The following is a 12,962-nucleotide window of genomic DNA, read 5'->3' as shown; positions in this document are numbered from 1 at the left end:
GCCGGCTGCTCCTGGACGCTCAGGACGCGGCCGCCGGGGCCTCGTCGGCGATGACGAGGACGCGGTCACCGGCGCGCAGCTGCAGGTCGTCGGTCGGCTGGAGGACCGCGCCCTCGCGGAGGACGAGCGTGATCCAGGCGTCGTCGGCCAGCGGCACGTCATCGACCCGCCTGCGGTCCCAGGCCGAGCCGGGCTCGACGAGGTGCTCGTGGACATCGGGTGGCTCGTGGCCGACGCGGACGGTCAGCTCCCAGGGCAGGCGCGGGCGCTCGCGCATCGGGATCTTCAGCCGCTTGGCCACGTAGGGGACCAACGTGCCCTGGCCGAGGACGGAGGCGAGCACGACGACGAAGACGATCCCGTAGATGCGTTGGCCATCGTCGACGTGGCCGATCAGCGCGAAGGCGGCCAGCAGGACCGGGACCGCGCCCTTGAGGCCGCTCCAGGCGATGAACGCCTTCTCGTTGGTGCCGAGGTCGGCGCGCGCGAGCGTGACCGCGACGACGATCGGACGCACGACCAGGCCCAGGACGGCGGCGATCGCCAGGCCTTCGAGCCAGTCGCGGGTGCTGAGGGCGCCGAGGTCGATGGTCAGCCCGAGCGCGACGAAGACCACCAACTCGGCCAGCGAGGCCAGCGAGGTCTGGAAGCGCTCGATCTCGCCCTTGAACGGCATCCGGGCGTCACCGACCTTCATCCCCAACAAGAAGACGGCCAAGAACCCGGAGCCGTGGGCCAGCGTGGTGACGCCGTACAGCGACGCGGCCGCGACGAGCGTGAGCACGGGATAGAGGCTCTCGCTCGGAAGGCGCATGCGCCGGATCGCGGGGATCAGCACCCGCGCGCCGAGCAGCCCGAAGACGGCGCCGACGACCATCTCCACCCCGAACTCGCGGGCGATGACCCAGGCGGTGGCGTCGTCGTGGGTGGCCAGCTCGATCACCCCGAGCATCAGCGCGATCCCGGCCGGGTCGTTGATCCCGGCCTCGCCCTCCAGGATCGTGCCCGTCCGCCCGCTCAGCTCACGGCGGCCGAGCACCGCGAAGGTCACCGCAGGATCGGTCGGGGCGATCGCCGCGCCGACCAGGCCCGCGATCGTCCAGTCGATGCCCAAGGCGTAGTGGATGAACACGGCGATGAGGCCGGCGGTCAGGAAGGTCCCGATCAACCCCACCGACAACACCGGGCCCGCCGCGCCGCGCAGCCGGCGCCACCCGATGTCCATGCCGCCGTTGAACAGGATCACGATCAGCGCGACGACCGCGATGCGCTCGACGGTCCGGATCTCGATCTCGTCGTAGAGCGACGGCCAGATGTCGGAGACCGCGGCGGCGGCGATCAGGAAGATCGCCGGGGCGGGGATCGGGATCCGCTCGGTGATCCGCGTCGACAGCGCCGCCAGCGAGAAGCCGCCGGCGACGATCAGGATCAGGGTGGCGTAGTCAGAGATCTCGGGCATGGGTCAGCGTGTTGCCGACCAGGCTTCCCGGCGCACCGAGGTCGAACCTAGCAGCCGCGTGCTGTCAGATCACTGCTTAGCCATTGCCAGCCGGAGGCGCTGTTCGGCGGTGATGAGGTGGTCGAGGTTCTCGGCGGCGTCGTCGATGTCGAGTTGGACCCATTCGACGGTGCCGGCGAAGCGGCTGGTCTCGGCCGTGTACTGGTCGCTGACGGGGGAGGCGGTGTCGGAGCCGAGGTCGCAGGTCTCGTCGCCGGAGAAGGCCAGCGGGACGGTGGCCGGGAGTCGGCCCTCGCCGATCTTGGTGCCGTCGAGGTAGAGGGCGACGTCGGCGCCCTTGCCGAGGCCACCGCCGTCGTAGGTGAACTCCGCACGCACCTGGTGGGCGCCCGAGGGAACGGGCGTGTCGCTGGTGATGGCGAAGTGCTGGAGGCCGAGCAGGTTGTAGGAATAGGTCGGGCGACCGTCCTTGAGGTGCAGGCTCCAGCCGGCGAAGGCGCCGCCCTGGGCGACGATCACGCCCTCGGCGCCTCCGTCGGGGATCATCACTTGCGCGGTCACCGCGTGGGACTTGTTCTTGATGTTGATGACGACGTTCTCGCTGAGGCGCCCCATGCCGCCAAAGAGCAGCTGGGAGTTGCCGTGGACGAGCGTCGGGCGGCCGGCAAGATCGGAGTTGAAGCGCTCGATGCGGCGGTCGTCGAGCGGCAGCACCCCGTACTTGCGCGCCTCCTCCATGAACAGCGCCTGGAGCTCGGCGAGCTTGTCGGGCAGCTCGGCCGCGAGGTCGTGCGCCTGAGACCAGTCCTTGTTGGTGTCGTACAGCTCCCAGGTGTCGTCGGCGAACGGCGGCAGCGGCTTGCCCTGGATCCACGGCGTGGAGTGGCGGGTGACCGCGGTCCAGCCCTCGTGGTAGACGCCGCGGTTGCAGAACATCTCGAAATACTGGGTGACGTGGCGTTCGGCCGCTGAGGCGTCGTCGAAGGCATAGCGCATGCTCACGCCCTCGTAGGGCTTTTGCTCGACGCCGTGGACGACCGTCGGCTCCGGCAGCCCCGCGGCCTCTAGGACCGTCGGGGCGACGTCGATGACGTGGCTGAACTGGTGGCGCAGCTCGCCCCGCGCCTGGATGCCTGCGGGCCAATGGACGATCGTCCCGTTGCGGGTGCCGCCGAAGTGCGAGGCGACCTGCTTGGTCCACTGATACGGGGTGTCCATCGCGTGCGCCCAGCCGACCGCGTAGTGGTTGTAGGCCTCCGGCGTCCCGAACTGCTCGATCCGCTCAGACAAGAACTCCGTGGTCTCCAGCTCGCCGGCGCCGTTGAGCGGGATCAGCTCGTTGAAGCAGCCGTGCACACCGCCCTCGGCGCTGGCCCCGTTGTCGCCGACGATGTAGTAGACGAGCGTGTCGTCCAGCACGCCGAGGTCCTCCAGGGCGTCGATGAGGCGGCCGACGTGGTGGTCGGTGTGCTCCATGAACCCGGCGTAGACCTCCATCTGGCGCGCCAGCACCGGCTTGAGGTCGTCATCGATCTCCTCCCACGCCGGGATCTCCGTGGGCCGGGCGGTCAGCTCGGCCTCCGGCGGGATCACCCCGAGCTGCTGCTGGCGAGCGAAGGTCTCCTCGCGCAGCGCGTCCCACCCGGCGTCGAAGCGCCCTTTGTACTTCGCCGACCACTCCGGCGGGACGTGGTGCGGGGCGTGTGTAGCGCCGGGTGCGTAGTAGGCGAAGAACGGCTTGTCGGCCATCAGCGCCTTCTGCTGGCGGATCCACGCGATCGCCCGGTCGGTCATGTCTTGGGTGAAGTGATAGCCCTGCTCAGGCGTCGACGGCGGCTCGACCGGCGTGTTGCCCTCATACAGCGCGGGGTAGTACTGGTTGGTCTCGCCGGCGATGAACCCGTAGAAGTGCTCGAAGCCCCCGCCGCCAGCCGGCCAGGAGTCGAATGGGCCCAGTGGGCTGGTCTGCCAGACCGGGACCTCATGGCACTTGCCGAACTGCGCGGTCGCGTAGCCGTTGAGCTTCAAGGTCTCGGCCAGCGGAGCGCACGTGTTCGGACGCACCGATGTGTAGCCCGGCGCCGAGGTTGCGATCTCCGTGATCCCGCCCATCGAGACCGTGTGATGGTTGCGACCGCTCAGCAATGCGGCACGGGTCGGCGAGCACAGCGCCGTCGTGTGAAAGCGCGTGAACTTCAACCCCGCGCCCGCCAGGCGCTCGGCGTTGGGCGTCTGGCACGGCCCGCCGAACGCGCTCGAGGACCCGAACCCGGCGTCGTCGATCAACACCACCAACACGTTCGGCGCGCCCGCCGGGGGACGCAGGGGCTCGATCGGTGGGAACCTGGCAGCCGGATCCTTGGCGTCCTCGAAGACCGGGCCGTCGTACGGGCGGGCAGCGATCGGCAGCCGCTCACGATCGGCGCTGGTGACGTCGGGCATGGCGCAAAGCCTCGCCGCGCGCGGGATGACCGAACATCACCCCGTCAGGATGAAGATCGTCCCGCGGCAGCCCTCAAGACCGCTCGCCGGAAGGACCATGCTCCTCCTCTCTCACCCGGCCGGCTGCGCTCGGCGATGGCAGCGCGCCAAGTCTTGCCACGTGAGCTCGCCACCCCCTCTGACCGGTCGTGGCGGCGGCGCTTGCCCCACGGCGCCAGCCGCGTCGATGCGCTCTCGACGGGTGTGGTGTCGATGGTGAAGTTCTCGATGTTCATCGATGGTGTACGCGCACGCAATTAACGTGAACGATCAGCGTTCGTGTGCTTGACTGGGCGGCGTCTGAAATGCCTACATCATCAACATCCGCTCTGTGAGGTCACCCATGCATCTGTCCAGCACCTTCCTGCGTCGCGCGGTCCTCGGATCGGTCGGCGCAGCGGCTTGTTCGCTCGCGCTTGCGTCGACCGCGTCGGCCGACCCGGTCGACGTGACCTGCGTCACCTCGGCCGATCTGTCGTTCTCGCCGGGCCTGACGTTCGCCACGACGCCTACGAGCATCACGACCGCCGGGCAGCTCGGTCCCTGCGTCTCGCTCTCGGACCCGACCGTGACGTCGGGCACCCACGGCAGCACGTTCAGTCGCACCACCTCGTGCATCGGTCTCCTGAACACCGGCCCCGGCACGCGCGTCTTCCACTGGTCCAACGGCCAGACGAGCTCGTTCACGTTCTCGAGCACCTCCACCTACGTCGCCGGTCAGCTCGTCACGACGCTGCGCGGGACGATCACGGCTGGGGAGTTCGCCGGCTCCAGCGCCGTCCAGGTCGCCACCTTCGCCGCCGACCTCACCAAGTGCCTCCAGCCCGGCGGCCTCACCGGCGCGACCGGCGTCGGCAACCTGACCATCTACCTCTGACCCAGTCCTCCACCTCTGCTGCAGACGGCGAAGGCCCGTATCGACGGGCCTTCGCCGGGGTCAGGCGAAGGTGTTGACCCAATCTTCACGAGGCTCCGATGAGCCGCGCCCGCCTGAGCAGCCAGTGAATCACGCCGTCCTCGTCGTTGGAGGCCGCGGTGGCGGTGGCGGCGGCCAGGACCGAGGCGTGGGCGTTGGCCGGTGCGATGGATTCATCGGCAGCGGCGAACATCCCGAGGTCGTTGAGGTGATCGCCACACGCAAGCACCGTCGAGCCGCGGAGACCGGTCAGCTCGAGGAGGTGTGGGACCGCGTGACCCTTGTCGGCCTGCGGATGCTGGATCTGGAACTCGGTCCAGCCCGTGCAATAGATGTGCTGGCCCGCGTGGATGATCGCCGCTCCGGCGAGCTCGGCCCGCAGCTGTTCGAGCAGGCGCTCGGCGGCTTGATCGGGCACGAACCCGGTGATCAGCACGACATCCTCTTGACCGGCGACGCCCTCGAGGTCCTCGCTGAGCCGCAGCCTCGGATCGCCGTACTCGCGCTTCTCCGCCACCCACCAGTCGCTCGCGGCGTTCATCGTCTTCACGTGGTGGACTCGGTCCTGGGTGCCGTCCCAGCTGGTGATCAGCGGGCTGGCGCCATGGGCGGCGAGGATCGCCACAGCGGCGCGAGCCGGTGTCGACTCAAGGGCTCGGATGAGCAGGTGGCGGCCGGTGTCCAGCTCGGAGATCAACGCGCCGTTCAGCCCAATCACCGGCAGCCCCAACTCCACGCCATTCAGCAGCGCCCGCATCGCCTGCAGGCTGCGCCCGCTGGCGACGGTCACATGCACACCCGCGTTGATGAGCCGGTTCAGACCGTCGCGAGCAAAGCCGCTGAGCGTCGCGTCGGAACGCAGCAGGGTCCCATCTAGATCGCACACGCACACGAGCGGGGCTTCGATCACGTAATCCACCAGCGCACGGGCTTCCCTCGCTCCCCTATCCAGGTGAACGACCTCATGGTGTGCTGCTTCTGCGCAGCAATGCAAACTGTAGTTGTGCAGGGGTATCCACGGTCGATCTAAATTGTTGATCATATTGAGGTAGCGGAATCCCCAGAAGTCGGCGATCGACTAAACGGATGTTCTGTTGTGAGTTCTGCTCACCATCGCCATGGTGTCGGCCGCCGCTGGCTTTGGTCCAACTTGCCACGCCGCTGTCGCGGGGTGCGAGGTCGGTGGCGTCCGTCCGTGTCTTCTCGCGTTCCTGGGGTGTTCTTCATTCGTCGCTTGCTGCTGGCCGCTGTCGCGCGGTTGGGTTCTCGTTCTGCGTTGGCGTTGTTGGCGGCGTTGTTGGTCGTGGTGGCGGTGGTGCCGATCGCGGCGTCGCGGTCGGCGCGTTCGGCGCAGGAGGTCTATGACGATGGGGTGCGCAGCGACCGGCCGGTGGCGCGGGCCGCGGTCCGCGGTTCGTCGACCGACGAGGATCTGCTGGCCGTGGGGTCGCGGTCGGTCTTGGCCGGGGAGCAGGAGGGGGCGACGCGGTCGCTGGAGTTCTGGGCACGGCCGCGCAGCTCGCGGGCACGCAACCGGCTGAGTCTGGAGTGGGACGCGACCGAGGTGCGGTTCCGGGCTCGGCTGGCGGCGCGGCGGTTCACGCATGTCGTCGTGGAGTGGGGCGATGCGGCGATCCGGTTGTTCTATGACGGTAACTTGGTCGACGCGGTGTCGGTCGGGGCGCCGAGCAGGGTGGGGGAGGCACATCGCGTGGCGGTGACCGGGCCGGTGCGGCCGGTCGATCTGCGTGCGGTCGCGCTGTATCGGCGCGGGCTGGAGATCCGCTCGATCCGCCGGCACTACCGCCTCGGCGCGGGCCTCTTCGGACGCCAGCTTCCGAAGGCAGCGGCGGAGACGTCGTTCGTTCGACGCGCGGCGGTGCCCGGCAACACGGCGCTGCCGGCGATCACCGGCACGGCCAAGGACGGCCAGACGCTGACCTCCACGAACGGGACGTGGTCGGGTTCGCCGACCTCCTACACGCGGGCCTGGCAGCGCTGCGATAGTGCCGGGGCCAATTGCGCGGCGATCTCCGGCGCGACGGCCACGACCTACCTGGTCACGTCGGCTGATGTGGGCAAGACGATCCGCGTCAAGGTCACCGCGACCAACTCCAGCGGCTCGGGCAACGCGACCAGCGCTCAGACCGCCGTCGTGACCGCAGCGGCGCCGGTCAACACCGCGCTGCCGGCGATCACCGGCACCGCCAAGGACGGCCAGACGTTGACCTCGACGACCGGCACCTGGACCGGGACCACGCCGCTGAGCTATGCGCGGCAGTGGCGGCGCTGTGACACCGCCGGGGCCAACTGCACCGACATCTCCGGCGCGACCGCGACGACCTACACCTTGGTCGCCGCTGACGTCGGCAAGACCATCAAGGTGGTCGTCACCGCCTCCAACACCGCGGGCAACGCACCGGCGACGAGCGCCGCGACGGCGACCGTCACCGCTGCCGTGCCCGCCAACACCGCGCTGCCGGCCATCACCGGCACCGCCAAGGAAGGCCAACTGCTGACGGCCAGCATCGGCACATGGACGGGCAGCGCGACCATCACCTACACCTATCAGTGGCAGACCTGCAACTCCTCCGGCGCGTCGTGCACGGCGATCAGCGGCGCGACCCTGTCGACCTACCGCCTGGCCGCCAGCGACGTGACCAAGACCGTCAAGGTCGTCGTCACCGCCACCAACGGCGCGGGCAACGCCGCGGCGACCTCGGCTGCCACCGCCGTGATCACCACCGGCGCGCCGGTCAACATCACGTTGCCGGCCACGACCGGGACCGCCACCGTCGGCCAGACGCTGAGCACCGCCAACGGCACCTGGGCGGGCACCGCGACCATCAACTACACGCGGCAGTGGAAGCGCTGCAACAGCTCCGGCGCGTCCTGCACCGCCATCAGCGGCGCCACGGGCACGACCTACACCTTGGTCGCCGCCGACTCCGGCGCCACGATCCGCGTCAGCTGGACGGCCACCAACGGCGTCGGCTCGGCCACCGCCGACACCACCCAGACCGCGCTGGTCACCGCCGCACCACCGACCAACACCGTTCTCCCGGCGATCACCGGGACCGCCAAGGACGGCCAGACCCTGACGTCCACCACCGGCACGTGGACCGGCAGCCCCACCTATACCCGCCAGTGGAAGCGCTGCGACGCCGCCGGGGCCAACTGCACCGACATTAGTGGTGCGACCGCGGCGACCTACGTCCTGACCGGCGACGACATCAACAAGACGATCAAGGTCTCGGTCACCGCCACCAACGGCGCGGGATCGGCCTCGGCGGACTCCTCGCTCACCGCGCTGGTGACCGGCTCGGCGCCCGTCAACAGCGCGGTGCCGACGATCACGGGCACAGCCAAGGACAGCCAGACGCTGACCGCCGCCAACGGCACCTGGACAGGCAGCGCGACCATCACCTACAGCCGCGAGTGGCGACGCTGCGACACGGCGGGCAACAACTGCGTCGCGATCGTCGACGCCACCGGGACCACCTACGCCGTCACCGCCACCGACGTCGGCAAGAAGCTGCGCCTCGCGGTCACCGCGACCAACGGGGTCGGCGCAGCGACCGCCGTCAGCGCCGCGACCGCCACGGTCACCGCGCTCGCGCCGGCCAACACGACCGTCCCGACGATCGGCACGGCCGCCAAGGAGGGTGTGCGCATCATCCCCGAGGTGGGGACCTGGACGGGGTCGGCGCCGTTGACCTACACCTACCAGTGGCAGCGCTGTGACGCGGCCGGCGCCAACTGCGCCCCGCAGTGGCCGGCGGCCACCGACTCCTGGTACCGGCCCTGGAGCGACGACCTCGGCTCCACGATCCGTCTGAAGGTGACCGCCACCAACGCCGCGGGCTCCGTGTCGGCGACCACGGCGGCGACGTCGGTCGTGGTCGCCAGCCCGCCGGTGGCAACCACGCAGGCCCACCCGGTCATCGATCCCTCCACGGTCCCGCCGGAGCTGACCGTGCCCGGCACGCTGCTGTCGGGGATGCTCCTGGGTCGCAGCGGTGACACGTGGGAAGGCTCGCCCGGCATCACCCAGACCATGATCTGGATGGACTGCGACGGCCAGGGCGAGAACTGCACCGACGTGCCCGGCGCGACCCGCAACACGTTCCGGCCGGGCCTGGACCGGGTCGGGCAGACCATGCGGTTCCGCATGACGGCCACCAACGCCCAGGGCACCAACTCCTACATGTCGGACCCGACGCCGGTCATCGTCGATCCGACCCCGGTCAACGTCACGCCGGCGACGATCGCCGGCACACCGCGCAACCACCTGACCGTCGGCGTGAACCCCGGCACCTGGTCGGGGCCGCTGCCGGTCAACACCAGGGAGTACTGGTGGCTGCGCTGCGACGCCAACGGCGAGGACTGCACCTCGATCTCCGAGCACACCAGCGACGAGCACGAGCTGACCGACGCCGACGTCGGGCATCGCCTGCGCGTCGAGGAGGCCGCCTCCTACGCCCGCCCCGCCGGCAACGGCTTCGGCGGCATCGTGGCCGCGTCGCAGATGGGCGCGCTGAGCCCTGTGATCACCGACGCCTCGACCCCGCCGGCTGTCACGATCGGCGGCGACCTGGTCGCCGACCCCGAGCAGTGGCGCGATGGCGACTTCTACACCTTGGACGTGAGTGCGGTCGCGGCGTCCGACACCAGCGGCCTGCGCTCGATGGCCGTCATGTACGACGGTCAGGTCCTGGCCAGCTACGAGGGATGTTCGGGCGCTGGGTGCTCGGTGACCCACAGCCTGGAGGTCGACACCTCAGACGTGGCCGACGGCAAGTCGAGCCTGTTCGTGGTCGCCACCGACGCCGATCGCACCCAGACCACCGAGCAGCGCACGGTCCGGATCGATCGCCAAGCGCCGTTGAGCCCGTCCCGCCCGCTGGTCGACCTCGCCCCCGACGGCACCGCCGCGTTGAGCTGGCAGCCCAGCAACAGCCCCGACGTCGACCACTACGAGATCCTGCGACGCAGCTCCCCGGAGGACGCCTTCGCGGTCATCGGCACCACCCAGGGCGAGTCCTACGTCGACCAGCCGTCGGGCACCGGTGCGCGGACCGCGCCGCTGGCGCGCATGAGCGCCGCGCGAATCGCCCTGACCGACGACGCGCCCACCGGCGGCGAGCACGTCGAATACCAGGTCCGCGCGGTCGACCAGGCCGGCGGCGCCAGCGGCGTGTCGCCGACCGTCGAAGCCACCGCGACGGAGACCCCGGCCCCAGCGCCCACCGACCTGTCAGTGGCGCAGAGCGCCCCCGACAGCCCTGCGCAGATCACATGGGATCCCGCCCCGGGCGCAGACCGCTACGCCGTCTACCGGACGTTGGACGCCGATCCCGAGATGCTCAGCCAGAACGGCGGGACCGCCAAGATCCGCGGCGCCGCCGAGCTGATCGCCGACGTCCCGGCCGTCGTGACCGACATCCAGGACACGCCCGAGACCGCCGGCCGCTACACCTACACGGTCCGGTCGGTCAGCGACACCGGCCAGCTCGGCGACATCAGCCCGCTGCGCTCCACCGACCTGCAGCCCACCAAGGTCCCGCCGTCGCAGGAAGTGCTCGACCACGCCCGCGACATCCAGGCCCTGCTCGAGGACGGCGGCGCTCCGGCCCGCCAGCGCGTCCCATGCACGACCAAGTGCAAGGCCTTGCGCGTCGGCGAACGGGCGCTGGAGAAGACCGGCCGCAGCGCCGACAAGATCGTCGACCAGCTCACCAAGCTTCGCGTCAAGGTCGGCTCCTGGCCGAAGCTGGCCAAGATCGGCGGCGCCGAAGCCACACTGCTCGAACAGGACTTCGAGCTCGGCTGGGAGATCGGCACCCGTCTGCGCAAGGCCTACTTCACCGAGGAGCTCCCGCCCGGGGAGCCGGGCGCCGAGATCCACGGACGCGAGCTCTTCCACAGCGGTGACGTCATCGGCACCTGGGTCTGCACGCCCGACTACTACGGCAGCGCCTGCATCGGCAACGGCTGGACCTCCATCATCGGCCAGATGCGCGCCCCCGCCAGCGGCGGCCTGGTCGCCGTCGGGCGCAACGCGGGTGGCGGCCAGCTCCTCTACGAGACCTGGAAGGACGACTGCAGCACCAGCCAGCCCAGCCCCCAGCTCCAGGAACCGCTGTCAGGCGGGTGGCTCTGGCTGTCGAACACCGGACCCTGCCCCTTCTTCTGGAACGCCACCGACAAGCACTCGATCCCCTTCCAGCGCGCTCGCCTGGGCACCGTCGTCGCCGACCCGACCGACGACCGCTCCGAGTCCGGCACCCGCATCGACACCGACAACCCCGGCCTCTCAGAGAACGAGGCGCTCCAAGCCCTGCTCGACGCTCTGCAGAACAGCTCCGATCAATACACCGCGTTCATCGCCTGGCTCGAGCGTCAGCTCGGCAACGAGACCGGCACCGGCGGTGGAACCCCCGACGGCACCCCGTCCTGCACCGGCGCCACCTACGCCGCATGCGTGACCAAGTTCCAGCGCGCAGGCTTCGCCGGGCCCTTCAGCCATGTTGTTCTCGAACCCGAAGAGGCCTGGATCGGCCTGCCCGGCGGCGCCGTCGTCGACACCACGCCCTACGCCGACGATGAGCCCGACGAGGACGGTGCGGTGATCATCCGCACCAACCCCGACCCCATGCCCGCCTGGACCGTCGAGGACACCGAGATCGACCAGCACATCCAGGAGAACCACGACGCGTCGCCCAAGCGCAATGAGGACCTCGACAACGAGACGCTGCGCAAGAACGCCGTCCGGCAATGTCGGATCCGCGTCATGAAGCTCAACTCCGGCCGCACGCTCAGCGACTGCTGGACCATGCCGATCCTCATCACCGGGGGCCTGGATGCCCACGGCCCGGCCGTGAACGACACCGAGGCCGTCAAGGACAACGCGCGTTGGATCGGGCTCAACCGGCGGCCGTCGCCGTATCCCTCGAACGATGCCTGGTATCGCGATCAGTCGGGGCCGGCGGCTGGATGCGTGCCGCCCAATCCGTACGACAAGGGTGAGTGTCACGAGTTCCCCTTCTGGTCCACCCAGCAGCACTGGGCCAAACAGGCCACGAACCGCGGTCCGTTAGCTCTCGGCAGGCCCTACATCAGTTGGACCGAACGCGACGAGAACCAGCGTCAAGGCAAAGTTCTGCAGCGGTTCTACGGCGCCTCGGATACCGACACGTTCCGCTTCACCGGGTGCGAGATCCCGCAGACGCCAGATCCAGCTACGCAACTGAACGACATCGAGCGGGTCGCGTTCCCGCCCACGTTCTTGGCCATACCCGTCAAGATCAGGCTCATGCCCACCTTCGGCATCTGCAACGACGGACACATCGTCCCATGAACGAAGCTCGGCTTCTCGACGATCAACTGCTAGCAGCGCTCGAGCAGCGCTGGCGTGAACAGGGTGCTCAGACGCCCGACCACATGGAGCCGGGGCTGACCGACGAGCAGATCGACGAGATCACTGCTCCGCTGGGCTTCCCGCTGCCTGACGAGCTGCGGACGCTCTACCGGTGGCACAACGGCTCCGGGCGTTATGAGATGGCCTGGCTGCGCGCCCTGTGGGCCTTGGACACGGCAGTTCCCACGAGCCTGAAGGATGCAGTGAGTTCAGACGATTGGCGGCCGGGCTGGATGCAGATCCTCAGCGAGCGGCCGGCGGTGCTGGTCGACTGCTTGGCCAACGGCCAGCACGGGCCGGCGCCGGTGTGGAACCATCACGTCGAGATCGAGGCGCCGACACGCCCGGTGTTCGCCAGCGTCGGCGACATGGTGTCCTTCTGGATCGAGCTGATCGACGACGACCTCATGTACTGGGACGGCCGGCTCTGGCAGATCCGCGACGACCGCATCTCCGACGAGGCGATGCAGCGGCTCAGCGGCGTTCCGCAGGACTGAGAGATGGTGTCGGGTACGCCGCGCCTTCTCGATGCGGCTCTGCTCGCGCGTTTCGAGCAGTGCTGGCACACGGTCGGCGCCCCAACGAGCTCGAAGATGCAGCCGGGTCTTACCGACGCGGAGATCGATGCGATCGTCCGTCCGCTGGAGATCGCGCTTCCAGAGGAGTTCGGGCGCTCTACCGCTGGC

The 12,962-nt window shown here is 69.5% G+C and carries 6 protein-coding genes; 3 read left to right on the top strand and 3 right to left on the bottom strand.

The features are described from left to right. Positions 1-19: 19 nt before the first annotated feature. On the bottom strand, positions 20-1,459 hold the full coding sequence (locus ACT01A_RS13005) for a potassium/proton antiporter (protein ID WP_445152682.1): 1,440 nt from the start codon (positions 1,457-1,459) through the stop codon (positions 20-22). Between the two features lie 69 nt (positions 1,460-1,528). Next, the gene (locus ACT01A_RS13000) at positions 1,529-3,901 is read right to left on the bottom strand and encodes a sulfatase-like hydrolase/transferase (RefSeq protein ID WP_445152681.1); all 2,373 of its coding nucleotides are present in this window, start codon (positions 3,899-3,901) and stop codon (positions 1,529-1,531) included. A 382-nt stretch (positions 3,902-4,283) separates the two neighbouring features. Here ACT01A_RS13000 and ACT01A_RS12995 point away from each other — a divergent pair, with 382 nt between their 5' ends. Next, a complete protein-coding gene (locus tag ACT01A_RS12995; RefSeq protein WP_445152680.1) occupies positions 4,284-4,817 on the top strand; it encodes a hypothetical protein in 534 nt (177 codons plus the stop codon). Between the two features lie 85 nt (positions 4,818-4,902). On the opposite strand, the gene ACT01A_RS12990 is transcribed toward ACT01A_RS12995, so the two are convergent. After that, positions 4,903-5,775, bottom strand: coding sequence for an HAD-IIB family hydrolase (locus ACT01A_RS12990; RefSeq protein WP_445152679.1), 873 nt, complete (start codon positions 5,773-5,775; stop codon positions 4,903-4,905). Between the two features lie 339 nt (positions 5,776-6,114). On the opposite strand from ACT01A_RS12990, the gene ACT01A_RS12985 reads away from it, so the two are divergent. Continuing rightward, positions 6,115-12,216 carry a hypothetical protein gene (locus ACT01A_RS12985; protein WP_445152678.1) on the top strand — a complete coding sequence of 2,034 codons (6,102 nt, stop codon included), beginning with the start codon at positions 6,115-6,117 and terminating at the stop codon, positions 12,214-12,216. Further along, entirely contained in the window at positions 12,213-12,773 is a 561-nt protein-coding gene (locus tag ACT01A_RS12980; RefSeq protein ID WP_445152677.1) for an SMI1/KNR4 family protein, read from the top strand. The genes ACT01A_RS12985 and ACT01A_RS12980 overlap by 4 nt, the downstream gene beginning before the upstream one ends. Positions 12,774-12,962: the final 189 nt, after the last annotated feature.

The sequence above is a fragment of the Baekduia sp. Peel2402 genome (assembly GCF_052567285.1).
The sequence above is the reverse complement of the archived record's forward strand: the minus strand, read 5'-3'. Positions and strand labels throughout refer to the sequence as shown.

Bases quoted from the DNA above. Each gene is read 5' to 3' on its own strand.
- ACT01A_RS13000 (WP_445152681.1), bottom strand. From the start codon at position 3,901: ATGCCCGACGTCACCAGCGCCGATCGTGAGCGGCTGCCGATCGCTGCC.
- ACT01A_RS12995 (WP_445152680.1), top strand. From the start codon at position 4,284: ATGCATCTGTCCAGCACCTTCCTGCGTCGCGCGGTCCTCGGATCGGTC.
- ACT01A_RS13005 (WP_445152682.1), bottom strand. From the start codon at position 1,459: ATGCCCGAGATCTCTGACTACGCCACCCTGATCCTGATCGTCGCCGGC.
- ACT01A_RS12980 (WP_445152677.1), top strand. From the start codon at position 12,213: ATGAACGAAGCTCGGCTTCTCGACGATCAACTGCTAGCAGCGCTCGAG.